Origin of the sequence: Scandinavium manionii (assembly GCF_024764775.1) — a bacterium.
Classification (GTDB): Bacteria; Pseudomonadota; Gammaproteobacteria; order Enterobacterales; family Enterobacteriaceae; genus Scandinavium; species Scandinavium manionii.
Genome location: NZ_JALIGC010000039.1, coordinates 212,740 through 236,610, shown reverse-complemented (window position 1 = coordinate 236,610; position 23,871 = coordinate 212,740). Strand labels below are relative to the sequence as shown.

The following is a 23,871-nucleotide window of genomic DNA, read 5'->3' as shown; positions in this document are numbered from 1 at the left end:
TTAGAGAAGGGATTAACGCAGTCCGAGCTGGAAAATCAGGGTTTCAGCTTCGCAGCAGAACACAAAATCGATATCCAGCTGCACACCACCGTCGACGTCTTTATAGGTCGGGATGATTTTGCATGGGTCGGACTCAACACCACGGGCTCTTTCGCTCAGTGCAGCCAGCGTTTCGTCAGCGTCAGCACGGGTCGCAAAGACGCGGCTGTAGGACGCGGTGCAATCGGTGTTGTCCATAATGGTACCAACATCCATACAGCAGCAAACCGGGGTTTCATCAGCACTGCATTTACTCATTGTAGATTTCCTCTGTATTCGCACCCAGGGTGCCAGATAAACAATGCCTTTATTTTACGCCCCTGCCCTGACCGTCTCCAGTTGATATTTCGTTCAGCCGCCATAAGTGAGCTAAATCACAATTAAAAATGATCTAAAACAAAAATCGCCCTTTCAAGGGAACTTTCATGACCCGAATTTTGCCAGCTGGATCGCGTTTCTTAGATCACAATTGAAAAAACTTATAAACATACTTGCAACATTCCATCTGGTCAGACCTATACTCTCGGCACTGGTCTGATTTCTCTGACGTAACACAGACCCTACACTTCGCGCTTCTGTTACGGCATGTAACAATTTTTGCATAAAAATAACTCGATTGAGGTTATGGTCATGAGCCAAAAAACCCGTTTTACAAAATCCGCTCTCGCAGTTGCAGTGGCACTCGTTTCCTCTCAGGCCTGGTCAGCAGGCTTTCAATTAAATGAATTTTCTGCCTCAGGCTTAGGGCGTGCTTATTCCGGTGAAGGCGCTATTGCCGACGATCCGGGTAACGCCAGCCGTAACCCAGCGTTAATTATGATGTATGACCGCCCGCAATTTTCTGCTGGTGCAGTCTATATCGATCCGGACGTGAATATATCTGGTAAATCCCAGCTCACGGGCCAGAGTACCGATGCGGATAATATTGCGCCAACAGCCTGGGTACCAAACTTACACTTTGTTGCACCTATTAACGACCAGTTTGGTGTAGGTGCTTCAATGACCTCGAACTATGGCTTGTCGACGGAATTTAACGATAGTTACAACGCGGGTATTTATGGCGGGAAAACCGATCTCCAGACACTAAACTTCAACTTGAGCGGTGCTTACCGCCTGAACAGTAACTGGAGCTTCGGTGTAGGCTTTGATGCTGTGTATGCAAAAGCTAAAATTGAGCGTTACGCTGGCGAATTGGGACCGTTGGTTTCTTCGCAGCTACCACTGCCACCAGGAATGGACAGCGGGCTGTCAACCAAAGACTCCCAGATTGCCCGTCTTAAAGGCGATGAGTGGGGCTTTGGCTGGAACGCGGGTATCCTGTATGAACTGGATAAAAATAACCGCTGGGGCTTTACTTACCGCTCTGAAGTTAAAATCGATTTCGACGGTGACTACAAAAGCTCAATTAACTCTAATCTGAACCCTATCTTTGCAAATATGGGGCTGACCAACTTACCGTATGGTACCAGTGGTCAAACTACCGATGGCTCCTTGACCCTGAACTTACCAGAAATGTGGGAAGTATCAGGTTATAACCGCGTTGCGCCACAGTGGGCTATCCACTACAGCGCTACCTATACCAGCTGGAGCCAGTTCCAGGAGCTGAAAGCGACCGGCAGTAGCGGTCAGACCCTGTTCTATAAAGGTGAAAGCTTCAAGGATGCATGGCGTCTAGCGTTGGGTACCACCTATTACTACGACGACAACTGGACTTTCCGTACCGGTATCGCGTTTGATGACAGCCCGGTTCCAGCCGATCACCGCTCTATCTCGATCCCGGATCAAGACCGTCTGTGGCTAAGCGCAGGGGCAACTTACGCGTTTAATCCGGATGCCTCCATCGATGTAGGCGCTTCGTACATGCACGGACAGCACGTGAATATTACTGAAGGTGACCCGGGCCCAACTCAGTCTCAGTTCCGCTCTGAAGGTACCGCCTGGCTGTTCGGTTCTAACTTCAACTATCGCTTCTGATAGTTCGGGTTCAGGCATAAAAAAAGGTGAGCGCGATGCTCACCTTTTTTATTTTCGACGTCGCTTACTGCGAATCGATATCTTTCAGATCGCCTTCAATTGCTTTGGCGTTCGGGTTGTCTTCCGTACTGAGTTTACCGCCATTAGCAATGAAATCATGCTGCTGGAAGTACGCTTCACGCACCGTGATGTACGGGTCAGTCGATTGACGCAGCAGACCGTCGGAATCCAGCAGTTGCGCACGGGTTTCAACCCCTTCTATCACCCACTTGCCGATAGACATCGGCCAGGTCAGCCATGAAAGCGCCGGATACAAGTCGTCAGCCATATCGCCGACATCATCACGCACGGTAAAGCTACCGTAGAATGGTAACTGCAGATACGGGCCATAGCCCACACCATAATGCCCAATGGTGCTACCGAAACGGTGTGGCTGAACGCGCTGCAGTTTCTGATTCGCCATTCCCGCGACATCAATGAAACCGCCCATTCCTAAAAGGGTATTCAGGAAGAAACGCGTGAAGTGGACCATACCCTGATACGGGTCGCCCTGCAGGAACATGTTCACCATGATCGCTGGCTCTTCGATGTTGCTGGTGAAGTTGCCGATACCGTTACGCGCAGGCTGCGGGACATAGTCTCGCCATGCGACAGCAACCGGGCGGACCAGATAAGGGTCCAGCACGTTAAAGTTGAAGTCGTACATGGTGCGGTTGAATCCTTCGAACGGATCTGAACGCCCCTGCTGCTGGTCACCGGTACTGGCGCAGCCCACCAACAGCGTCGCGCTCAGCGCAAGCGCAGACAGGCGAAAATTCATAAATATCTCCCTGTAAAGAAATCACTGCTCTTACTGATTTTATACATATTTTGAAACAGACGTATCGCTATTCATGGCATAACACCAAAATTAAGAGTCTGACCCGGGGAGACTGTCAGCAAAACCCGCTACGCTTTACCAAGGTTCCGTTGACGAAGGTAACACCCTATGGACCGTATCGAAAAAGAGAAAATTGACCGCCATACGGAAGAACTGGAAGTCGAAAGCGATGAAAAAAACCGGGGGGAAGAGATAGAAGTCGATGAACAGCGGCTTCCTTCGCGGGCAATGGCCATCCACGAGCACATTCGTCAGGACGGTGAAAAAGAACTCGAACGCGATGCCATGGCGCTGCTGTGGTCGGCAATCGCAGCCGGGCTGTCTATGGGAGCATCGCTACTGGCGAAAGGGATTTTTCACGTGCAGCTCGAAGGTGTTCCTGGCGGTTTCCTGCTGGAAAACCTGGGCTATACCTTCGGCTTCGTCATCGTGATCATGGCCCGCCAACAGTTGTTTACAGAGAACACCGTTACCGCCGTTTTGCCCGTTATGCAAAGTCCAACGATGGGCAATTTTGGCCTGCTAATGCGACTCTGGGGCGTGGTGTTACTGGGAAATCTCATCGGTACCGGCGTCGCCGCCTGGGCGTTCGAATACATGCCGATTTTTGATGAGCCTACGCGTGATGCCTTCACCAAAATCGGTATGGACGTCATGAAAAACACACCGGGAGAAATGTTCGCCAATGCCATTATTTCAGGCTGGCTAATCGCAACCATGGTGTGGATGTTCCCCTCTGCAGGCGCCGCGAAAATTGTCGTCATTATTCTCATGACCTGGCTGATCGCCCTGGGCGATACTACACATATCGTGGTCGGAACAGTCGAGATTCTGTATCTGGTTTTCAGTGGTACCCTGCACTGGCATGATTTCTTCTGGCCTTTTGCACTGCCGACGCTCGCCGGGAATATTTGCGGTGGCACCTTTATTTTCGCCCTGATGAGCCACGCGCAAATTCGCAACGACATGAGCAATAAACGGAAAGCTGAGGAGAAAGCAAAAGCCCAGCAACGCGAAAAATCACAACAGAAATGAAGGACGATGGCGACACTTTGAGCAGTCAGATTGCTATGTGCTTAACGCGCCTGCTAAAAAACGCTATACTCGTGCCGCTTCGTCCCCTTAGTTAAATGGATATAACGAGCCCCTCCTAAGGGCTAGTTGCAGGTTCGATTCCTGCAGGGGACACCATATACTCCCCCCTGTTTCATCTCATCACCCAATACATGCCCGCTATCACGACCATCAGATTCACTATCACGCTAATGGCAAAGTAGGTTTTGAACGGCTGCTTTTGTGTTTTATGCCGAAATATTTGCTGCCCCAGAATGGCGCCAAACCACCCACCCACCACACCAAAAATCAGCAAAGTGAACTCAGGTACACGGTACCCATTCTTTCGCGCTGCTAATTTGTCCGCCCCATAAAGCAGCAGCGTGAGCACATTTACGGAAATAATCCACACCTGCAGCGGGTCAGGAAAGAATGCACTTATGGTGGCCACCGCTGCTAAAAGTAGATAACAAAGTCGATTAAATATCATCACTTATCATAACCTTATCGAATACTCTCCCGCTATCGCTTCGTCCGAAAAAATTGCAGATGTGCATTCCACAAGGAGGATTTGTTCATCAAACCTCATATGCTTTGAATGAATTGTTTAAATTTAATAATTGGCTTCAGTTCAGTAACCGGAATGTCGCTATTACTTTCCTGGTAAATTTTCAATCAGGCACGGGTATAGCAGCATGAAAAATGAATTATCTTTGCGGTTAGAACATCTTTCCCGAAAAAATAAAAAAGAGAAAGTCGTCCTGTTTTTTGGCCGAGAGACTTTCAGTGACAATACAAAATACCTATATCTCAGGGTGTTAGAAGAACAGAGAGATTATACCTGTATCTGGTGTAGCTGTGAAAAAACACTCATTAACTCTCTTAAAGAGAAAAATCTCCCATGCCATCTGATTGATGCTGATTCGTTTGAAGAAACCATGCGGCTTTTTCTGTCTGCTGCGGTGGCTGTTTTTTCAGTCAACCCCTCACAGAGCCTCAATGGGAGCGAAGAGCTATTCGCCTGTCTGCAAGGAGCCCGCCACATTCAGCTTTGGCATGGTGTTTCAGTCAAGCATCTGTTACTAATGCTGATGAAGCATTTGTCGCTGGTTGATTACAATTTTCGCCGTCCAGTAGCCTTTGCCTCAAGGGCTGACACGGTATTAAGTACTTCCTCATGCCTCGATAGTTTTTTCAATGAAGCATTTGGATGTAAACGGATCATCCGCGCAGGATATCCCAGGAATGAAGTGATTTTACGCGGCGCGACCGAGCACGAGCTCATCGGCAGCGAGCTTCCCAAAGAGATGTTTCAGGCATTACAGAATAAAAAACGGAAAAAGATCCTCTTCACACCCACCTGGCAGCGGGGTGCAACGCAACTATTAACCGGTTCATCTGGATTTTTGGGCCAGTTAGCACTGGCGTGTCAGAAAAATAATGCCGATCTTTATATTAAGGCCCATCCACTTCTACTTCAGGACAAAAGCAGCGGTAAACTTAACAGTAATGTTTACTATATAAATCCGACAGTTGATATTTATCCACACCTCAACAAATTTGACGCCCTCGTTACCGATTATTCATCTATAATGTTTGATTTCCTGTTGACTCAAAAACCTATTTTACGTTTGGGCATTGAAAAGGGAACGCACAAGTCTTTTGAACCTGACTTTGGTCTGGTGCCAGATATTGAATTTGCCTATTTATTTACGGATAAAACACTTCCATTTGTTCTGTCTCAAGCATTAAGGAACGATTGTAAGCAAGATGAACGACAAAAAATGGCAGATGCGCTATTTGAGACTGATCAGTTACAAGCGGCCTCATCGTTGGTTAGATTTTTGCAAAGCGAGGTCGACGCATGTGTTGCTAGCAGTCATGAATTTAATGTAGAGCATTATTGATTAAATCTAAATGGGATAGGCATTTCCCTGCAGAATATTTATACATTTAGAATTAATCGCTTCCGGACTATAAACGAAGCGCAGAGGGGTGACTCAGTTGCCTTCTTTGTCGCAATTCATCTATGGTCCGCTCTCGAAAATATAGAACTGCAGAATATTTAAATTAACATACCGAGCTCAGCGACAAAATTCAAAATTAAACCATTTTTTAAATCTAAATATGCGAGTCCCCAGCCCATCCAATGTAGGATCGTGGGCTTTCGCTTATTTTCAGCCCTTTATATACTTCGGACCATACATGCATAGCAGAACACGTTCATTGTTCCTCTTCACTCTGGGGCTCCTGCCGGCACTCGCGTTTGCGCAATCCGGTATCGTTAAAACCAACAAAGAAAAATCGGATGATGACCCAACCAGAGTCACCACAAAAGTGGGCGTTGCATGGTCTGATAACTACGATATGAATGACAGCGATGTACAATTTTCAGGCTCGCTGGCGCTGGACGAAGCGCGCAAAATTAACGTTAAAATCAATACCGATGCTTCTGAGTGGCGTGTTGGGGGGTCATGGCTCTTCCCGATCGGGATTTTCAACTTCAACTTCGGTAAGAATGAATTTCCGAATGGCGCTTCCCAGACCAACTACTCAATCGGGACATTTCTCCCCCTGAGCTATTTTGGTTTTGAACCCGCTGGTTTCCAGTTTTTCCCAATGGCAGGCTACTCCTACAACACAGGTGACACCTTTGGCTGCGATAAAGACAAGCATAAAGCTTGCTCTCAACCAGGTTTTAGCGGCGATCTTTCCGAAGAAAACGGCTTCGGTCTGGTAGACAGTTCAGGTAGCAGCGGGTACCTGGGTGTCTTTATGATCAAACCTTTGACAGCCAATCTGCGCTTACTGAGCGTTGCTGGCGGCTCGTACGGCTCGAAAAACGATGATGGGGATAACTACAAAGGCTACTTTGCCGGCGTGGGACTGGGCTACTCATTCGACAAGCACAACTCTGTCAGCGCGTTTACCTACGTTCAGGACAACAATACCTATATTGATGACGCCGAGAAAAAAATAAAAGTCTCGTATAAGTATCAATTCTAATAGGCCAGCCTGAGACCGTTGTTAAGATATCACTCTACGCTGTAATTTCTCAGGTGAGCCACAGTGTCGCACTGTCCCCTGAGAACTCACTTGGTAAAACCCCTATAATTTCAATGCGGTACTACCCCCTCATTCGACGATGGTTTTGCCGTCGCTGTGCAGGCATTTATTGCGTACTGAAATCATTGTGTCGCCGTTTCACGACACCCGTAAGTAACTAAAAATTAATAAAAAAATCAAGCTTGTCACCCCCCTTTTTTAAGCGTACATTAGCGCCGTCTGGAGCACAAGAAGCACAGAATTTTGAGGTTGTGCCGAAGGGTAAAAAGGGACAAATCCCAATTTTTATTCGAGGCGGTGTCAACTCTCTATACTCAGTCAGGATTGTTTTCATTTGGGCGTATCGAGCTATACGCGGAGTGATGTGACGTGAAATATTTTATTATGGGCATCTCCTTTATGGTCATCGTCTGGGCCGGCACTTTCGCCCTGATGGTTTAAACCTGAGCATGCAAAAAACAGGAGCCATTTGGCTCCTGTTTGCATTTCTAAAGCGTGACGACCAGAGAATTACTCGGTACTTTCCGTCGCGGACTTGCCGGAAACCGGCAGCAGACCGTCGGCGCGGAACATCGCTTTAATTCCACGAACGGCCTGACGGATTCGGTCCCGGTTTTCAATCAACGCAAAGCGCACGTGCGTGTCGCCGTAGTCGCCAAAACCAACCCCCGGTGAAACGCAGACTTTCGCGTCCTGCAGCATCTTTTTCGCAAACTCCAGCGAGCCCATTGCGGCGTACTGTTCCGGTATTTTCGCCCAGACGTACATCGACGCCTTCGGCATGTCGACCATCCATCCGGCCTCATGCAAGCCTTTAACCAGCACGTCACGACGGCGACGGTACTGCTCAGCGATATCCAGCACGCACTGCTGATCGCCTTCCAGTGCAGCAATCGCCGCCACCTGCAGCGGCGTAAAGGTACCGTAATCATGATAGCTTTTGATACGGGCCAGTGCGTTAACCAGCTCTTTGTTGCCGACCATGAAACCGATGCGCCAGCCTGCCATGTTGTAGCTTTTCGACAGCGTGAAGAACTCCACAGCGACATCACGTGCGCCAGGAACCTCCATGATCGACGGCGCTTTCCAGCCGTCGTAAACGATATCGGCGTAGGCTAAATCATGCACCACCAGCACGTTGTAGCGCTTCGCCAGCGCGACTACTTTCTCGAAGAAATCCAGCTCAACGCACTGCGCGGTCGGGTTCGACGGGAAGCCGAGGATCATCATCTTCGGTTTCGGGTAACTTTCACGAATGGCGCGTTCGAGTTCGTTAAAGAAGTCGACGCCTTCCACCAGCGGCACGGAACGCACCTGCGCCCCGGCAATCACAGCGCCATAAATATGAATCGGATAGCTTGGGTTCGGCACCAGCACGGTATCACCGTGATCCAGCGTCGCCAGCATCAGGTGCGCCAACCCCTCTTTCGAACCGATGGTGACGATAGCTTCGCTTTCGGGGTCAATTTCAACGTCATAACGGTCTTTATACCAGCGCGAAATCGCCCGGCGCAGGCGTGGGATCCCGCGAGACGTGGAGTAGCCATGGGTATCCGGGCGCTGAGCCACGGTACAGAGTTTTTCGACGATATGCGGCGGCGTAGCCCCGTCGGGATTACCCATGCTGAAGTCGATAATGTCTTCGCCGCGCCGACGCGCAGCCATTTTCAGCTCAGCTGTGATATTGAATACGTAAGGGGGAAGCCTGTCGATACGGGTAAAACGACGTTCAGGACTGGAGTCAGCCATAATTTCCTCGGATAACGTGAGCGCCCGGACCGTCCGAGCGACGCTGCCACCTGTGTGGCATGAATGAAAATAACCCGAAGTTTTTCCTGCTGTCGAGAGGGTTTGGGAAAAATAATTCATGCAGCTAAAATGAGGAAGTGATATCCGATAAGAGGCAATGCCCGCTGCCTGATATCTGCTTTACAGCAAAATACTATTTACACAGTGATATCAATTGGTTTACTTCAGAGCGCGCACTTGCCCCGTATTTCCCCCTGTGCTGAGACCGAAACAACAATCCCCTTTTAAAAGTGAGTCTTTTCCCCGTTCCCTAATCCACGTGATTGCTGGCTATCCCTCGCCAGGTTTTTTATCATATTACTTTCAGTGATACATACGGCGCACTCATGCACGAAATCTTTACTATGCTGCTGGCGGTCTTTGACAGAGCCGCCCTGATGCTGATTTGCCTGTTTTTCCTTATCCGCATCCGCCTGTTCCGCGAGCTGCTGCATAAATCTGCCCATACGCCGAAGGAGCTGCTCGCCGTCACTGCCATCTTCTCGCTGTTCGCGCTATTCAGCACATGGTCTGGCGTGCATGTGGAAGGCTCGCTGGTGAATGTGCGGGTGATTGCGGTGATGTCCGGCGGCATTCTGTTTGGCCCGTGGGTCGGCGCCATTACCGGCCTTATCGCCGGTACGCACCGCTATCTGATAGATATCGGCGGCGTCACCGCCGTGCCCTGCTTTATAACCAGCATTATCGCCGGTCTGCTCTCCGGCTGGATACACTGCAAAGTCCCCAAGGTGCAACACTGGCGCGTCGGGATCCTCGCCGGGATGCTGTGCGAAACGCTGACCATGATCCTCGTTATCGTCTGGGCGCCGACGATGCAACTCGGGTTCGATATCGTTTCAAAAATTGGCGTGCCGATGATCCTCGGCAGCGTGTGTATCGGTTTTATCGTACTGCTGGTACGCAGCGTTGAAGGGGAAAAAGAGGCCATCGCCGCAAGGCAGGCCAAGCTCGCTCTGGAAATAGCCAACAAAACGCTTCCGCTGTTTCGTAACGTGAATAGCGAATCCCTGCGCCAGGTCTGCGACATTATTCGCCGGGATATTGACGCAGATGCGGTGGCGATTACCGATAATGAGAAAGTGTTGGCCTACGTCGGCCTCGGAGAAACCAATTACAAAAAGAATGATTTGGGGATAAGCCCGCGAACCCGCCAGGCGCTGAGCGACGGAAAAATCATTATCCGCAATGACGACGTGGCCTACCGCACACCGGAGATCCATTCAATCATGATCATCCCGCTGTGGGAAAAAGGCGTGGTCACCGGCACGCTAAAAATCTATTACCGCCCCGCGCACCAGATAACGTCCTCGCTACAGGAAATGGCGGTGGGCCTGTCACAGATAATCTCGACTCAGCTCGAAGTGTCCCGCACCGAGCAATTACGTGAAATGGCAAATAAGGCAGAGCTGCGGGCGCTGCAAAGTAAAATTAATCCTCATTTCCTGTTTAACGCGCTGAACGCCATTTCGTCGTCGATTCGCCTCAATCCAGACACCGCCCGGCAGCTGATTTTCAATCTGTCGCGTTATCTGCGCTATAACATTGAGTTGAAGGACGACGAGCAGATCGATATTCGCAAAGAGCTGTACCAAATTAAGGATTACATCGCCATCGAACAGGCGCGCTTTGGTGACAAGCTGACGGTGATTTACGACATCGACGATGAAGTAAACTGCATGATCCCAAGCCTGCTGATCCAGCCGCTGGTCGAAAACGCGATTGTGCACGGCATCCAGCCCTGCAAAGGGAAAGGCGTGGTGACCATCAGCATCAGTGAAAGCGGGAACCGCGTGCGAATCAGCGTGCGGGATACCGGGCACGGCATCGACCCGGCGGTGATTGCCCGCGTTGAGGCGAACGAGATGCCAGGCAATAAAATTGGCCTGCTCAATGTGCATCACCGCGTGACGCTGCTGTATGGCGAAGGTCTGCATATTCGCCGTCTTGAGCCCGGCACCGAGATTGCGTTTTATGTGCCAAACCAGCGCACGCCGTCCCCCTCCACTGCAAGCCTGCTGTCATAAGGACGGAATATGAAAGTCATCATTGTTGAAGATGAAGTGCTTGCTCAGCAGGAGCTGACCTGGCTGGTTAAAGAACACAGCCAGATGGAGATTGTCGGCACGTTTGATGATGGGCTGGACGTGCTGAAGTTTTTGCAGCACAACAAGGTCGATGCCATTTTTCTCGACATCAATATACCGTCGCTCGACGGCGTGCTGCTGGCGCAGAACATCAGCCAGTTCGCCCATAAGCCTTTTATCGTGTTTATCACCGCGTGGAAAGAACATGCGGTGGAAGCGTTTGAACTGGAAGCCTTCGATTACATTCTCAAGCCGTATCAGGAATCGCGCATCGTCACGATGCTGCAAAAGCTGGAAAACGCCTGGCAACAGCAGTCGGGGAGCAATAGCAGCGCAGCGAGTCCTCAGCGAGAAAACGACACCATCAACCTGATCCGTGATGAGAAGATTTTCGTGACCTCTATCCACGATATCTATTACGCCGAAGCGCACGAGAAAATGACCTTCGTGTATACCCGACGCGAGTCGTGGGTGATGCCGATGAACATTACCGAGTTTTGCAGCAAGCTTCCGGCGGCGCATTTCTTCCGCTGCCATCGCTCGTACTGCGTTAATCTGAATAAAATCCGAGAAATCGAGCCGTGGTTTAATAACACCTACATTCTCAGATTACGCGATCTCGATTTTCAGGTGCCGGTCAGTCGCAGCAAAGTGAAAGAGTTTCGCCAGCTGATGCATTTGTAAAAAAAGGCGCCAATGGCGCCTTATTCATCTCAGGAAAATCCACTCAGAGAATTTGCCCCAGCGACTGGCGCAGGTGCGCCCCGGAACCAATCAGACCGGGATTGTCGTGCACGATCAGGAACACAGGAATGTCCTGCACGTAAGATTTGAAACGCCCTTTGTCCTCAAACCCACCGCGGAAACCGGACGATTTAAAGAATTCGAGGAAACGCGGCACGATGCCCCCGGCGATATACACGCCGCCAAAGGTGCCGAGCGTCAACGCCAGGTTGCCGCCAAAGCGGCCGAGGATCACGCAGAACAGCGACAGCGCTCGACGGCAGTCGATGCAGGAAGCATCCAGCGCGCGTTCGGTGACGTCTTTCGGCTGTAGATTTTCCGGCAAACGACCGTCTGATTTAACAATCGCACGGTACAGATACACCAGCCCTGGGCCAGACAGCACGCGCTCGGCGGAAACATGCCCCAGCTCGGCGCGCAGCTCTTCCAGAATGATGCCCTCTTCTTCGCTGTTCGGCGCGTAGTCTACGTGGCCGCCTTCGCCCGGCAGGCTCACCCAGCGTTTGTCCACGTGAACCAGGTGCGCAACGCCCAAACCCGTTCCCGCGCCGTACACGGCAATCGGCTTACCTTCCACCGGCTCTTTACCGCCGAACTGAATCAGGTGCTCTTTTTTCAGCATCGGAATCGCCATGGAAACAGCGGTAAAGTCGTTAATAATTTCCAGATGCGTAAAGCCCAGATTGTTCTTCATCTCTTCGATGGAGAACGCCCAGGTGTGGTTGGTCATTGCCACCCAGTCGCCGGTAATTGGACAGGCTATTGCGATGCAGCCCTCTTTTACGTCAACCTTTTGTTCATCAAGGTAAACCCGCACTACCGCTTCAAGGCTTGGATAATCCAGCCCGGAATAGGTTTTCGCTTGTGTAATCTCGCCGTTGGCCAGATTGCACAGTGCCAGTCGGGCATTCGTCCCGCCGACATCACCCGTTAACGCAAACTTTGTCATTCTGTTACTGCTCCGCTAAAGTCTGAATAAGTCTTTGGCACACTGTAAATTCATGGCGACATAACAACAACGATCAACACAGTAGTGCCCACGATTTATCGATCCCGGTCACACAATAACTTTACCGTTTCAGCACCAATTGCAATGAAGGTTTCATCATTTGGCGGCAAAGTGTTGCGCGCTCAGAGTTAAAAGGAAATCACTATGCTCCACCCGCGAGCCAGAACCATGCTGCTGTTATCGGTTCCCGCCTTGATAATTGGTATTGCCTCCAGTCTGATTCTGGTGGTTATCATGAAAATTGCTGCCGTATTGCAACGGCTGTTGTGGTCCACGCTTCCCACGAGTTTCGGCGTGAACGTCGATTCCACGACCTGGATAATTTTCATGCTGACCGCCACCGGTATCGCCGTTGGATTAGTGATTCGTTATAGCCCGGGTCACGCAGGCCCTGACCCGGCAACCGAGCCGTTAATTGGCGCCCCGGTGCTGCCATCGGCGCTGCCTGGCCTTATTCTCGCGCTGATCCTCGGCCTGGCAGGCGGTGTGAGCCTCGGCCCGGAACACCCGATTATGTCGGTGAACGTGGCACTCGCCGTCGCCCTCGGCGCCCGCTTTTTCCCACGCGTTGGGGCCATGGACTGGACCATTCTGGCCGCCTCCGGCACTATCGGCGCCCTGTTCGGCACGCCTATCGCTGCCGCACTCATTTTCTCGCAGATGCTGAGCGGCAACGACGAAATCCCCCTCTGGGACCGACTGTTCGCCCCGCTGATTGCCGCCGCGTCCGGTGCACTGACCACCAGCCTGTTCTTCCATCCGCAATTTTCCTTACCGGTGGCCCATTACAGCCAGATGCGCCTGGTGGACATTTTCAGCGGCGCTGTCGTCGCGGCCATCGCCATTGCCGTCGGCATGGTGGCGGTCTGGTGCCTGCCACGCCTGCATACCCTTTTGCACAAACTCAAACATCCGGTGCTGATCCTCGGAATGGGCGGCTTTCTGCTGGGGGTGATCGGTGCCTTTGGCGGGCCGATTACCCTGTTTAAAGGGCTGGATGAAATGCAACAGCTGGCCTTTAGTCAGACGCTCACGTCGACCGATTTCATGCTGATTGCGGTGATGAAACTGGCGGCGCTGGTGGTTGCTGCCGCCAGCGGTTTCCGTGGTGGGCGTATTTTCCCGGCAGTGTTTGTCGCCGTGGCGCTTGGCCTGATGCTGCATGCGCACGTTGAGGCGGTTCCGGCGGCGATCACCATTTCCTGTGCCATCCTTGGCCTGGTTCTGGTGGTGACCCGCGATGGCTGGCTGAGCCTGTTTATGGCCGCCGTGGTTGTGCCGGACACGACCCTACTGCCGCTGCTGTGCATTGTGATGCTGCCCGCCTGGCTACTGCTGGCGGGCAAACCGATTATGATCGCCAAGCCGCCGCGTTAATCTCCGTCACTGCGTATTGTTGCGGGCCTCCAGCGCCTGGGTTACGGCCCGCAGCAGTTCAGGAATTTCGAGTTTCGGCAGCACCACTTCGACAAACGTCAGCCGCTGGCAACGAGAAGCCAACTCCAGCACTTCACGGAGCTGCACGGTCTCCGTCACACGCCAGCTTTGTGCCTGACAATTCAGGCTCAGCGCCTGCGGAATTTGGGTCCAGTTCCACAGAGCGATATCGTTGTAACGCTGTCCCGGCCCGTGAATCGCCCGCTCCACCGTGTAGCCTTCGTTGTTCAATAGCAAAATCAGCGGCTTCTGCCCGTCGCGCAGCATCGACCCAATTTCCTGCACCGTCAGCTGAGCCGCACCATCGCCCACGACCAGCACCACGCGCCGTGACGGAGCCGCTGTTTGCGCGCCAAACGCGGCGGGCAGCGTGAATCCAATTGAACCCCATAGCGGCTGCACAATCAGCGTGGCATCAGCAGGCAACGTGAGCGAAGCCGCGCCAAAAGCCGCCGTGCCCTGATCCGCCAGAATGATGTCCCCCGGCTGCAGCGCATCTTGTAACGCCTGCCAGAAACTGTTTTGACTCAGCGCTCCGCTGTATTTTCCCGTCGCAGGTTTCTTCTGCGAAGCCGGTGCCGTCCAGCCTGATGAGAGTTCCTCGCACAGCGATTGCAGCGCCTGAACGGCCTGTTCCATCGGTAAACTACTGAACCAGCGCTTACCTACGCGGGCCGAAAACGGCTGCAGTTCGATAGTTTTCTCTGCCGGAAGACGTTGCGTAAACCCGGCGGTGATGGTGTCGGTGAAGCGAGTACCGATGCACAAAATCGCGTCGGCATCTTCAATCGCCGCGCGGGTGTCATCGGCGCTGGCGGCTCCACTGTAGGTGCCGACGTAGCCTGCCTGATACTCGTCAAACAGCCCTTTCCCCATCAGCAGCGTGGCATGTGCCAGCGGCTGCGACGCCACCCAGTTTCTGAGCATTGATTGCAGGCCATAACGCTGGGCCAAAAAATCAGCCAGCATCGCAACCCGCTTCGCGGGCATGAGCATCTGCCGGGCCGCCATCGTAAACACCTCGAGCGCGTTGTTATCCGCCTTCATAGGCGCTAGAGTGAGAACGTTTACAGGCGCAGTAGCCGGGGCTTTGGCGACGTCCGCCGGTAACATCAGGTACGCCGGACGGCGTTCGGTGAGCATTTCCCGCAGCACGCGGTCGATTTCATGGCAGGCGTTGCTGGCGGTCAGTTTCGCTCTGGCGACGCTTAGCGGAATGCTCATTTCGAAAAAATGGCCGAAATTACCATCGCCCAGGGTGTGGTGCAGCAGTTCGCCCTTCTGTTGGCTACCCGTACCCGGCGCGCCAACGATATGCAAAACAGGCACGTATTCGGCAAAACTCCCGGCAATGCCGTTCAGCGCGCTGAGCTCCCCGACACCGTAGGTTGTGAGCAGGACGCCCGCGCCGTGTATCCGGGCATAACCATCGACGGCATAGGCCGCGTTAAGCTCGTTCGCACAACCTACCCAGCACAGCTTTGGGTGATCGATGACATGGTCGAGAAACTGCAAATTATAATCGCCCGGCACGCCGAACATATGGTCAATACCGCATTCGGCAAGACGATCCACCAAATAATCCGCGATTGTGTAATTCGATTGCATAGCCATCTTCCTTTTGCCGCGTAGATATTCTGAGTATTAGAGATGCGCGAAGTCTGTCCAGAAGGATAAGAATTTGTTAGTGGAAAGTTAAATTTACAGATTTTAAGGGTGTACCTTCGTAGCAACATTGATTAGTGTAAACGTATACACACCCTTTCCTCATTGGAGGTTTTAATGGTTTATCAGGCAAATGCGGCACGCTATCAGGCCATGGAATATCACCGCTGCGGCCGGAGCGGGCTGAAGTTACCGGCGATTTCGCTGGGCTTGTGGCATAACTTTGGCGATGAAACATTACTGGAAACCAGCCGTCAGCTGTTGCGCCATGCGTTCGATCTCGGGATCACCCATTTTGACCTCGCTAACAACTACGGCCCACCACCGGGATCTGCCGAAAGCAATTTCGGTCGCATCCTGCGCGAAGATTTTCTGCCTTATCGCGATGAGCTGATTATTTCCAGTAAAGCCGGTTACACCATGTGGGATGGCCCGTATGGCGACTGGGGTTCGCGCAAATACCTGATTTCAAGCCTCGACCAGAGCCTGAAGCGCATGGGTCTGGAATACGTGGATATTTTCTATCACCACCGTCCTGACCCGGAAACGCCGCTGGAAGAAACCATGCGCGCACTGGACCACGTGGTACGTCAGGGTAAAGCGCTGTACGTCGCCCTTTCCAATTACCCGGCAGACCGCGCCCGCGAGGCGTTTGCAATTTTGCAGGATCTCGGCACGCCGTGTCTTATACACCAGCCGAAATACTCAATGTTCGAGCGCTGGGTAGAAGACGGCCTGACGGATCTACTTGAAGAACAGGGCGTCGGCTCGATTGCTTTTTCCCCGCTGGCCGGCGGGCAGCTGACAGACCGCTATCTGAACGGCATTCCGGCGGATTCCCGCGCCGCCAGCGGGAGTAAGTTCCTGAACGCGGATAGCATTACCGACGAGAAAGTCGATAAGGCCCGCAAGCTGAATGAAATCGCGCAGCAGCGTGGGCAGAAATTGTCGCAGATGGCACTGGCCTGGGTGCTGCGTGATGACAAAATCACCTCGGTGCTGATCGGGGCCAGCAAGACAGCGCAGCTTGATGACGCGGTGGGTATGCTCAATAGCCGCCAGTTTTCGGCGCAGGAAATTGCGGCTATCGACGCCATTTTGAACGGAACAAAATAACGCCACTTTTAGCAAATAGTGCTGTGATCTGGGATTTAGGAGTTGCTCCAATGCTGCGAGGTTGTAACACCTCGTAAGATTGCGTTAACAGGCCCAATTAGGCCCCGATCGTAAGGAGAGATTCATGTTCAGGTCACTGATTCTGGCTGCAGTTTTACTGGCGAGCGCCCCGATAGTGGCGAATGCAGGCGAACTCACCCTGATCCCATCGGTAAAATTACAAATTGGCGATCAGGATAATTACGGTAATCACTGGGACGGAGACCGCTGGCGCGACCGTGACTACTGGCGCCGTAATTACGAGTGGCGCAACGCGCGCTGGCATCGACATGACAACGGCTGGCATCGCGGTTGGGACAAACGTAACGCCTACGAACGCGGCTACCGTGAAGGCTGGCACGACAGGAATGACCATCGTGGCGGCAGGGGTCGCGGTCCGGGTCGTGGCGGTCACGGTCACGGCGGCGGGCATCACCATTAAAAAAAGCAGCCTGCGGGCTGCTTTTTTATCGTCTGCTTCATCGCTAAATTACAGGTCAAGCAGTGTGCCTACCAGTAGCCAGCCATTCAACGCTACCACCAGCGCCACAATCACCCAGCCAGTCCGTTTTACCCAGAGCGTGTTGACCAGATCGCCCATCAGTTTCGCATCACTGGTAAACCGCAGCAGCGGCACCAATGCCAGGGCGATACCGAAGCTCAGCAGCACCTGACTCATCACCAGAATACGTGTCGGGTCCAGCCCCAGAAAGATGACCACAAACGACGGCAGCATGGTGACCGCGCGTCGGAACCAGAGCGGAATGTGAAAGCGAATAAAACCCTGCATGACAACCTGCCCGGCCAACGTGCCGACCACGGTGGATGACAGCCCGGCGGCAATTAAACTCAGACCGAAAATAGTCGCTGCCGCGTGGCTGAGCAGTGGTTCAAGCGTCAGGTACGCCTGATCCAAATCGGTAATGCCGGTGTGACCGCGGAAGTGAAACGCCGCCGCTGCCGTGGCCATCATCGCCAGATTCACAAACCCGGCAATGGTCATAGCGATCGCCACATCCCATCGCGTCGCGCTGTAGCGCTCCTGCCGCGAACCGCCGTGCGAGTGCTGCGTTAACGAAGAGTGCAGGTAAATTACGTGCGGCATGATGGTTGCACCCAGCACGCCCGCCGCGAGAAACACCGCTTCAGATGTCGGTAACGATGGGATAATCATCCCTTTCGCCAGCGGTGCCAGAGCGGGCTGCGAGAAAATCAGCTCGACGATGTACGCGGCCGCCACAAACAGCAGCAGCCCGCCGATGACTTTTTCCAGCGGTTTTTGACCACGCCGTTGCAGCATTAAAATCAGGAAGGTCGCAATCCCGGTCAGGACCGCGCCCTGGAATAACGAGATGCCGAGGATCAGCTTGAAACCAATCGCCGCACCAATGAATTCCGCCAGATCGGTTGCCATGGCGATAATTTCCGCCTGCACCCAGTAGAACCACACCAGCGGACGCGGGTAGTGGTCACGAATTTGTTCCGCCAGGTTTTTACCGGTGGCAATCCCGAGTTTGGCCGACAGCACCTGAATCAGCATCGCCATCAGGTTTGCCCACACCACCACCCACAGCAGCTGATAGCCGTAGCTGGCCCCTGCCTGAATGTTGGTGGCGAAGTTCCCCGGATCGATATAGCCGATGGCAGCAATGAACGCAGGCCCCATTAATGCAAACCGCATCTTGCGCGCTGCGCGACTGCTGCTACTCTCAACGCGACTGTTTGTCATTTTCTGCCTCAGAAATATAGCCTTTGCTATGTTTCATGCTATCAAAATGAGAATGATTATCAAGTTCATTTAGCAAGGTGATAATAATTTCTTTGATAGACAGGAACGATAGCCGGGGGAACAAATATCAGCCATGTTATCGGGTAGAGTAACGTCAGGATGATTCAATCGTCAGATTAGTACATTAACTCAACTTTTAACACCTTTACATAACATAACAGTTTTGTATGGTTGATCACCTTTTTTGAGTTTGCTCACAGGATTCACTGATAGTGCGGTGTAGATCTCGTTTTCTTTTATCTTGTTGCATAGAATGTGCACGGAAATTTAACCTGCCTCATATTTGGAGCAAATATGGACCGCGTTCTACACTTTGTCCTCGCGCTTGCTGTGGTTGCGATTTTGGCTTTGCTGGTCAGCCACGATCGTAAAAAAATTCGCATTCGCTATGTTATTCAATTGCTTGTCATTGAAGTTCTGTTGGCCTGGTTCTTCCTGAACTCTGATGTCGGCCTGGGATTTGTGAAAGGATTCTCCGAGATGTTCGAAAAACTTCTCGGATTCGCTAATGAAGGGACAAATTTCGTCTTCGGTAAAATGAACGATGAAGGCCTCGCATTCTTCTTCCTGAAGGTGCTTTGTCCGATTGTATTCATTTCCGCTCTGATTGGTATTTTGCAGCACATCCGTGTTCTGCCGATTGTTATTCGCGCTATCGGTACCGTGCTGTCTAAAATCAACGGTATGGGGAAACTGGAGTCATTCAACGCGGTTAGCTCCCTGATCCTTGGTCAGTCCGAAAACTTCATCGCTTATAAAGACATTCTCGGCAAGATGTCACGCAACCGCATGTACACCATGGCGGCGACCGCAATGTCTACCGTTTCGATGTCCATCGTCGGCGCGTACATGACCATGCTCGACCCAAAATTTGTGGTTGCAGCACTGGTGCTGAACATGTTCAGTACCTTCATCGTTCTTTCGCTCATCAACCCGTATCAGGTTGATAAGAGTGAAGAGAACCTGCAGATGTCCAATCTGCACGAAGGCCAGAGCTTTTTCGAAATGCTGGGCGAGTACATTCTGGCTGGCTTCAAAGTGGCGATCATCGTTTCCGCTATGCTGATTGGCTTTATCGCTCTGATTGCTGCGCTGAATGCACTGTTCTTCACCGTGACCAGCTGGTTTGGCCACGGTATCTCCTTCCAGGGCATTCTGGGCTATATCTTCTGGCCTGTTGCGTGGGTGATGGGCGTTCCTGCTCATGAAGCTCTGCAAGTCGGCAGCATCATGGCAACCAAAATGGTGTCTAACGAATTCGTTGCAATGATGGATCTGCAGAAAATTGCCAGCACGCTCTCTCCGCGCGCGGAAGGCATTCTGTCCATCTTCCTGGTTTCCTTCGCCAACTTCTCTTCCATCGGCATCATCGCCGGTGCGATTAAAGGCCTGAACGAAGAACAGGGTAATGTGGTTTCACGCTTCGGCCTGAAACTGGTTTACGGTTCTACACTGGTGAGCGTGCTGTCTGCATCCATCGCCGCACTGGTTCTGTAAGTCATCAGGTATACATAAAGGCCGGGAAATGCCTAATACAGGTCGTTTAATGTGACCAGCATTAGAGAAATTCCCGGCTTTTTTATGCCTGTAGTTCCGCAAGAGGACGGGGTTTGCCGATGAAATACCCCTGCAGATAATCCACGCCCATTTCATACAACAGCGTTCGCTGTGCCTCGGTTTCAACATATTCCGCCACCAGCGTCAGGTTTTTCACCCGCGCCAGTTCACAAATAGATTTGACGATCATCGTGTCCACCGGGTCGGTGAGAATGTCACGCACGAAGCAGCCATCAATCTTAACGATATCCGCCTCCAGTCGCTTAAGACGCTCATAGTTCGCATAGCCGGTACCGAAGTCATCAATCGCTATCAAACAGCCGTAATCGCGCAGACGCTGAATATTCAGCACGCTGATTTCAGAACTGGAAAACGCCTGCTGTTCGGTGATTTCAATAGTGACCAATTCCGGGGAAACGTCGTACTGCTTAAACAGCGCGAGAATTTTAGTGGCGATCTCCTTTTGCATCAGCGTGAACGGCATCAGATTGACGGAGAAACGCTCGCCCGGCAGCGCCTTCATCGCTTTGAACAGCGTCTCTACCACCAGCAAATCAAAGCGCTTGCTGAGGTTGAACTGCGCAATAACCGGGATGAACTGATCGGGGGGGATAATTTGCCCATTACAGCTCATTCGCGCCAGAATCTCGTGATAGCGGTCGCCGGACTGGCTAACAATCGGCTGCGCGTAAAGCGTTAAACCGCCTTCAGCCAGCGCTTTCTTCACACGGTTCAGCTGTATCACACGTTCCGTGGTGTTGTCAGAGACCGTCGCCAGACTGTTATCAAGCGCCAGTACCCGCCGTGCTGCGCAGGCCTGCTCTGATAGCCAGCTCAATTGACCAAGCGTGTGGTGCAGATTTTCTCCCTCCCCTTCAATCACGCCCCAGGCCGCGCCAAACTCCAGATCCAACGCATCGCCCTGCCAGTTAAACGTCTGGCTGTTGAGAAAATCGACGATATACGCGAGCCTCCCGGCGGTTTCAGAGCCGTGCAGTACCAGCAGCAGTTCACTCCCCGGCAACTGGAAAAGCTGTTCTTCCCGGCCAAGCAGCGGCTGCAAAGCCCGGGCGACCATCCGCTTACAGTTCACACGCATCATCATCCCGTAGTGGCGGCTTAAGAACTCCATATTATCCATCCGCAGGCAGCATACGCTGGCCTGAGGATGATTCTCCAGATAGCTTTCAAACGCGCGCAGATTTGGCAGACCGGTCAGCGGATCCTGCCACGCCTGGTTGTGCCATTTGCGCCGGAGAGCGTTGCTGCGGGCCTGTAATTGCGACATGTAAAGCATGCATATGGTGAATGAGATAAGCACTGACATCACAAACGAAAGCGCATATTCGGTGTTCACGCCCTGCAAGAAGTTGTCGTTGTAGACCACCAGGAAAAAAGTGCTGATGCCCCACAATAAGCAGATCAGCGGATAGTTAAAGCGGTTAATAACGAGGAAGAACAGGATGAAAATAACAGGCACCAGATAGCCAGCGATATAGTCCGACTCAAATGGCACGCAGAGAATCAGCAGAAATGCGGTCAGCGCCACCAGCCAGTTCACCGTAAACAGCCACTGCTGGCGGCTCAGCGCAGGCCGGATGTTACGCAGCCAGAACTTCCGCGCGTACTGTGGGTTGATGATCATCCGTAGCGGGTAATAAAACAGCATGGTGAAAATGAGCCCGGCGCAAATCAGACTCTGAATATCGACGAGGCTGTAGATAACCAAGGCGGAAACAAAATAACCGGAAACCGATATCGGGAAGTCCAGCCACAATCCCGCCAGATGCATCGACCCTTTTAGCATCAACGGCGCAAAGAAACAGGCCCAGAAAATACGTTGCCCCATGTAACGGTTAGGCAGCCCGAAGCGCCAGCGCTTACCTATTAGCATGCGCAAAATGCCGCAGGAAAATATCGGAGAAAACAGCTGGCAGAACACCAGCACCAGGTTTTGCCCAAAGGGCAACGACATAAACCAGGGATTTGTTACGGTAAACGCCAGAATCAGCGGCAGCACCGCGTGGCGCCCAAACAGCAGAAGCATCGACAGAATGACGCACAGCGGTAGCCAGGCAAGGTAAATGGCGTTGCCATCTATTACGGTTTCCGGCGCCAGAAAACGGGCCACTGGGATCGAGAATATACTTAAGATCAGCGCCAGCAAAAATTTTTTGGCAGAAGCGTTATTTTTCAACATCATATTGGTTTGGGGAGGATTCCGGCTGGGCATATAACTGCAACAGGGAAATATTATGTTTAGTAATTGAGCGAATCAAGTTCCCGCCGCAAGAAAAATCCCATTGTTTATATGGGATTTAACATCCAGATGCGTTTTAACATCAGCAGGTCGCTTTCTTAAGTTTCACGGGCGCAGAAAAGCAAAAACCCCCGCCGAGGCGAGGGTTTGAATTTTGGTGGAGCTAAGCGGGATCGAACCGCTGACCTCTTGCATGCCATGCAAGCGCTCTCCCAGCTGAGCTATAGCCCCACAATTTTTACTTCACGTTCCAAATCTGTTGGGTGCAGAATTTGGTGGAGCTAAGCGGGATCGAACCGCTGACCTCTTGCATGCCATGCAAGCGCTCTCCCAGCTGAGCTATAGCCCCGTAACGTAAAGCGTGTCGTGTTGACGGGCGGCATAATATGAATTCCCTTGCCAGGTGTCAACGGCAAAATGTTCACCTCTATTTCAATCGATGAAAAAGCATGCAACTAAATGACATTGCGTACGTTCTCGCAATCAGGAGTTAAACGCGTCACGGTTTCACGTTAAAGGATGCTATAACATGAACCTTTAATTCCCACACAGGCACTCAGGAAATAGCATGCTCAAGGAACGAATGACACCGGAGGAACTTGCCCATCTAACCGGTTATAGCCGACAAACAATCAATAAATGGGTACGCAAAGAAGGATGGCAAACGTCACCTCGTCCGGGTGTTCAGGGCGGCAAAGCACGTCTTGTGCACGTCAGTGATGACGTCCGTGAATTTATACGCAGCGCCCAGCGCGCCGCTGATTACCCGGCCGCAGTACATTATCCTGCAGAAGACAGCTTTGATTCCCTTCTGCTGTCGCTCGCAAAAGAAATGTCAGACCACGAGCAAAAAGAGCTGACCAGCCTGCTACTGCGTGAAGGCATCACCGGTCTGCTTCTCCGCCTGGGTATCCGTACGCAAGGACAGTGATGAACATACTTCACAGCAAAATGACTACGCAGGAGCTGGCGAACTGTGTGGGTGTGGCCAAACAGACAATCAATCGTTGGATCCGGGAACAAAACTGGATTACGGAGTCGATCCCTGGCGTGAAGGGCGGCAGAGCGCGTCTGATTCATATCACGCCAGAGGTCAGAGATTTTCTCGCCACCACGCCAAAACTGCGTCACCTCAAGCTTTCCTTGCAGGCAGCCGAACCCGATTACATCTACCACACGCAGGACAACGATCCCGTCTGGCGGAAAATACAGGATGTATTAGTAATGATGGAGCCTGATGAGAAACAGCGTTTGCAAACGCTGCTGGTTCGGGAAGGGTTAAGCGGTTTTCTACAACGACTTAGCATAGCGGACGAAAGCGCATAAAGAAACGGCAGGCCTGAGCCTGCC

At 52.1% G+C, this 23,871-nt stretch carries 22 protein-coding genes and 3 tRNA genes; 14 read left to right on the top strand and 11 right to left on the bottom strand.

The window, feature by feature from the left end:
* Positions 1-12: 12 nt before the first annotated feature.
* A complete protein-coding gene (locus MUU51_RS15580) occupies positions 13-297 on the bottom strand; it encodes a YfcZ/YiiS family protein (RefSeq protein ID WP_258968085.1) in 285 nt (94 codons plus the stop codon).
* A 366-nt stretch (positions 298-663) separates the two neighbouring features.
* Here MUU51_RS15580 and fadL point away from each other — a divergent pair, with 366 nt between their 5' ends.
* Positions 664-2,013 (top strand): long-chain fatty acid transporter FadL, encoded by a 1,350-nt coding sequence (fadL, locus tag MUU51_RS15575; protein ID WP_509908849.1) that lies wholly within the window; start codon positions 664-666, stop codon positions 2,011-2,013.
* Positions 2,014-2,077: 64 nt separating this feature from the next.
* Here the strand turns inward: fadL and mlaA are convergent, their stop codons facing one another.
* Positions 2,078-2,833: a phospholipid-binding lipoprotein MlaA gene (gene mlaA, locus MUU51_RS15570; protein WP_258968083.1), complete on the bottom strand. Its 756-nt coding sequence runs from the start codon at positions 2,831-2,833 to the stop codon at positions 2,078-2,080.
* A gap of 168 nt (positions 2,834-3,001) precedes the next feature.
* Between mlaA and MUU51_RS15565 the strand changes: the two genes are divergently transcribed.
* On the top strand, positions 3,002-3,928 hold the full coding sequence (locus tag MUU51_RS15565) for a formate/nitrite transporter family protein (RefSeq protein WP_159770077.1): 927 nt from the start codon (positions 3,002-3,004) through the stop codon (positions 3,926-3,928).
* Positions 3,929-4,009: 81 nt separating this feature from the next.
* Positions 4,010-4,084: transfer RNA gene (locus MUU51_RS15560), tRNA-Arg, on the top strand.
* A 16-nt stretch (positions 4,085-4,100) separates the two neighbouring features.
* Here MUU51_RS15560 and MUU51_RS15555 read toward each other — a convergent pair.
* The gene (locus MUU51_RS15555) at positions 4,101-4,436 is read right to left on the bottom strand and encodes a DUF1294 domain-containing protein (protein ID WP_159770783.1); all 336 of its coding nucleotides are present in this window, start codon (positions 4,434-4,436) and stop codon (positions 4,101-4,103) included.
* A gap of 205 nt (positions 4,437-4,641) precedes the next feature.
* On the opposite strand from MUU51_RS15555, the gene MUU51_RS15550 reads away from it, so the two are divergent.
* From MUU51_RS15550 to ypdK, 3 genes are all read left to right on the top strand, one after another.
* Positions 4,642-5,853, top strand: coding sequence for a CDP-glycerol glycerophosphotransferase family protein (locus MUU51_RS15550; protein WP_258968082.1), 1,212 nt, complete (start codon positions 4,642-4,644; stop codon positions 5,851-5,853).
* A 298-nt stretch (positions 5,854-6,151) separates the two neighbouring features.
* A complete protein-coding gene (locus tag MUU51_RS15545; protein WP_159770071.1) occupies positions 6,152-6,952 on the top strand; it encodes a hypothetical protein in 801 nt (266 codons plus the stop codon).
* 429 nt (positions 6,953-7,381) lie between these two features.
* Positions 7,382-7,453, top strand: coding sequence for a membrane protein YpdK (gene ypdK, locus MUU51_RS15540; protein ID WP_110509655.1), 72 nt, complete (start codon positions 7,382-7,384; stop codon positions 7,451-7,453).
* 69 nt (positions 7,454-7,522) lie between these two features.
* Here ypdK and alaC read toward each other — a convergent pair whose 3' ends face one another.
* A complete protein-coding gene (alaC, locus tag MUU51_RS15535) occupies positions 7,523-8,761 on the bottom strand; it encodes an alanine transaminase (RefSeq protein ID WP_159770068.1) in 1,239 nt (412 codons plus the stop codon).
* Positions 8,762-9,147: 386 nt separating this feature from the next.
* Here alaC and MUU51_RS15530 point away from each other — a divergent pair, with 386 nt between their 5' ends.
* Both MUU51_RS15530 and MUU51_RS15525 read left to right on the top strand, forming a co-directional pair.
* Positions 9,148-10,845 (top strand): sensor histidine kinase, encoded by a 1,698-nt coding sequence (locus MUU51_RS15530; protein ID WP_159770065.1) that lies wholly within the window; start codon positions 9,148-9,150, stop codon positions 10,843-10,845.
* A 9-nt stretch (positions 10,846-10,854) separates the two neighbouring features.
* Positions 10,855-11,589 (top strand): LytR/AlgR family response regulator transcription factor, encoded by a 735-nt coding sequence (locus MUU51_RS15525; protein ID WP_258968081.1) that lies wholly within the window; start codon positions 10,855-10,857, stop codon positions 11,587-11,589.
* Between the two features lie 43 nt (positions 11,590-11,632).
* Here MUU51_RS15525 and glk read toward each other — a convergent pair whose 3' ends face one another.
* Positions 11,633-12,598 (bottom strand): glucokinase, encoded by a 966-nt coding sequence (gene glk, locus MUU51_RS15520; RefSeq protein WP_159770059.1) that lies wholly within the window; start codon positions 12,596-12,598, stop codon positions 11,633-11,635.
* 204 nt (positions 12,599-12,802) lie between these two features.
* Between glk and MUU51_RS15515 the strand changes: the two genes are divergently transcribed.
* Positions 12,803-14,035, top strand: coding sequence for an ion channel protein (locus MUU51_RS15515; protein ID WP_159770056.1), 1,233 nt, complete (start codon positions 12,803-12,805; stop codon positions 14,033-14,035).
* Positions 14,036-14,041: 6 nt separating this feature from the next.
* Here MUU51_RS15515 and MUU51_RS15510 read toward each other — a convergent pair whose 3' ends face one another.
* Complete coding sequence (locus tag MUU51_RS15510) at positions 14,042-15,703, bottom strand: alpha-keto acid decarboxylase family protein (protein WP_258968080.1); 1,662 nt, start codon at positions 15,701-15,703, stop codon at positions 14,042-14,044.
* A 174-nt stretch (positions 15,704-15,877) separates the two neighbouring features.
* Between MUU51_RS15510 and mgrA the strand changes: the two genes are divergently transcribed.
* Positions 15,878-16,876 carry an L-glyceraldehyde 3-phosphate reductase gene (mgrA, locus tag MUU51_RS15505; protein ID WP_258968079.1) on the top strand — a complete coding sequence of 333 codons (999 nt, stop codon included), beginning with the start codon at positions 15,878-15,880 and terminating at the stop codon, positions 16,874-16,876.
* A 124-nt stretch (positions 16,877-17,000) separates the two neighbouring features.
* A complete protein-coding gene (locus tag MUU51_RS15500) occupies positions 17,001-17,357 on the top strand; it encodes a DUF2502 domain-containing protein (protein WP_159770047.1) in 357 nt (118 codons plus the stop codon).
* Positions 17,358-17,405: 48 nt separating this feature from the next.
* Here MUU51_RS15500 and MUU51_RS15495 read toward each other — a convergent pair whose 3' ends face one another.
* Together MUU51_RS15495 and MUU51_RS22260 are read right to left on the bottom strand one after the other, a co-directional pair.
* Positions 17,406-18,644 (bottom strand): Nramp family divalent metal transporter, encoded by a 1,239-nt coding sequence (locus MUU51_RS15495; protein ID WP_159770044.1) that lies wholly within the window; start codon positions 18,642-18,644, stop codon positions 17,406-17,408.
* On the bottom strand, positions 18,625-18,681 hold the full coding sequence (locus tag MUU51_RS22260; RefSeq protein ID WP_420805094.1) for a hypothetical protein: 57 nt from the start codon (positions 18,679-18,681) through the stop codon (positions 18,625-18,627). The genes MUU51_RS15495 and MUU51_RS22260 overlap by 20 nt, the downstream gene beginning before the upstream one ends.
* 317 nt (positions 18,682-18,998) lie before the next feature.
* Here MUU51_RS22260 and MUU51_RS15490 point away from each other — a divergent pair, with 317 nt between their 5' ends.
* A complete protein-coding gene (locus tag MUU51_RS15490) occupies positions 18,999-20,201 on the top strand; it encodes a NupC/NupG family nucleoside CNT transporter (protein WP_159770041.1) in 1,203 nt (400 codons plus the stop codon).
* 82 nt (positions 20,202-20,283) lie between these two features.
* On the opposite strand, the gene MUU51_RS15485 is transcribed toward MUU51_RS15490, so the two are convergent.
* The 3 genes from MUU51_RS15485 to MUU51_RS15475 form a co-directional block, all read right to left on the bottom strand.
* Positions 20,284-22,464 (bottom strand): EAL domain-containing protein, encoded by a 2,181-nt coding sequence (locus MUU51_RS15485; RefSeq protein ID WP_258968078.1) that lies wholly within the window; start codon positions 22,462-22,464, stop codon positions 20,284-20,286.
* A 212-nt stretch (positions 22,465-22,676) separates the two neighbouring features.
* A tRNA-Ala gene (locus tag MUU51_RS15480) sits at positions 22,677-22,752 on the bottom strand.
* Between the two features lie 42 nt (positions 22,753-22,794).
* Positions 22,795-22,870 (bottom strand) — tRNA-Ala (locus MUU51_RS15475).
* A 219-nt stretch (positions 22,871-23,089) separates the two neighbouring features.
* On the opposite strand from MUU51_RS15475, the gene MUU51_RS15470 reads away from it, so the two are divergent.
* Positions 23,090-23,452 carry a YfeC-like transcriptional regulator gene (locus MUU51_RS15470; protein WP_159770035.1) on the top strand — a complete coding sequence of 121 codons (363 nt, stop codon included), beginning with the start codon at positions 23,090-23,092 and terminating at the stop codon, positions 23,450-23,452.
* Positions 23,452-23,847, top strand: coding sequence for a YfeC-like transcriptional regulator (locus MUU51_RS15465; RefSeq protein ID WP_159770032.1), 396 nt, complete (start codon positions 23,452-23,454; stop codon positions 23,845-23,847). The genes MUU51_RS15470 and MUU51_RS15465 overlap by 1 nt, the downstream gene beginning before the upstream one ends.
* Positions 23,848-23,871 lie beyond the last annotated feature (24 nt).

Bases quoted from the DNA above. Each gene is read 5' to 3' on its own strand.
- MUU51_RS15465 (WP_159770032.1), top strand. From the start codon at position 23,452: ATGAACATACTTCACAGCAAAATGACTACGCAGGAGCTGGCGAACTGT.
- MUU51_RS15470 (WP_159770035.1), top strand. From the start codon at position 23,090: ATGCTCAAGGAACGAATGACACCGGAGGAACTTGCCCATCTAACCGGT.
- alaC (WP_159770068.1), bottom strand. From the start codon at position 8,761: ATGGCTGACTCCAGTCCTGAACGTCGTTTTACCCGTATCGACAGGCTT.
- MUU51_RS15580 (WP_258968085.1), bottom strand. From the start codon at position 297: ATGAGTAAATGCAGTGCTGATGAAACCCCGGTTTGCTGCTGTATGGAT.
- MUU51_RS15490 (WP_159770041.1), top strand. From the start codon at position 18,999: ATGGACCGCGTTCTACACTTTGTCCTCGCGCTTGCTGTGGTTGCGATT.
- fadL (WP_509908849.1), top strand. From the start codon at position 664: ATGGTCATGAGCCAAAAAACCCGTTTTACAAAATCCGCTCTCGCAGTT.
- MUU51_RS15550 (WP_258968082.1), top strand. From the start codon at position 4,642: ATGAAAAATGAATTATCTTTGCGGTTAGAACATCTTTCCCGAAAAAAT.
- MUU51_RS15555 (WP_159770783.1), bottom strand. From the start codon at position 4,436: ATGATATTTAATCGACTTTGTTATCTACTTTTAGCAGCGGTGGCCACC.
- glk (WP_159770059.1), bottom strand. From the start codon at position 12,598: ATGACAAAGTTTGCGTTAACGGGTGATGTCGGCGGGACGAATGCCCGA.
- MUU51_RS15510 (WP_258968080.1), bottom strand. From the start codon at position 15,703: ATGCAATCGAATTACACAATCGCGGATTATTTGGTGGATCGTCTTGCC.
- mgrA (WP_258968079.1), top strand. From the start codon at position 15,878: ATGGTTTATCAGGCAAATGCGGCACGCTATCAGGCCATGGAATATCAC.
- MUU51_RS15485 (WP_258968078.1), bottom strand. From the start codon at position 22,464: ATGATGTTGAAAAATAACGCTTCTGCCAAAAAATTTTTGCTGGCGCTG.
- mlaA (WP_258968083.1), bottom strand. From the start codon at position 2,833: ATGAATTTTCGCCTGTCTGCGCTTGCGCTGAGCGCGACGCTGTTGGTG.
- MUU51_RS15515 (WP_159770056.1), top strand. From the start codon at position 12,803: ATGCTCCACCCGCGAGCCAGAACCATGCTGCTGTTATCGGTTCCCGCC.
- MUU51_RS15525 (WP_258968081.1), top strand. From the start codon at position 10,855: ATGAAAGTCATCATTGTTGAAGATGAAGTGCTTGCTCAGCAGGAGCTG.
- MUU51_RS15495 (WP_159770044.1), bottom strand. From the start codon at position 18,644: ATGACAAACAGTCGCGTTGAGAGTAGCAGCAGTCGCGCAGCGCGCAAG.
- MUU51_RS15530 (WP_159770065.1), top strand. From the start codon at position 9,148: ATGCACGAAATCTTTACTATGCTGCTGGCGGTCTTTGACAGAGCCGCC.
- MUU51_RS15545 (WP_159770071.1), top strand. From the start codon at position 6,152: ATGCATAGCAGAACACGTTCATTGTTCCTCTTCACTCTGGGGCTCCTG.
- MUU51_RS15500 (WP_159770047.1), top strand. From the start codon at position 17,001: ATGTTCAGGTCACTGATTCTGGCTGCAGTTTTACTGGCGAGCGCCCCG.
- MUU51_RS15565 (WP_159770077.1), top strand. From the start codon at position 3,002: ATGGACCGTATCGAAAAAGAGAAAATTGACCGCCATACGGAAGAACTG.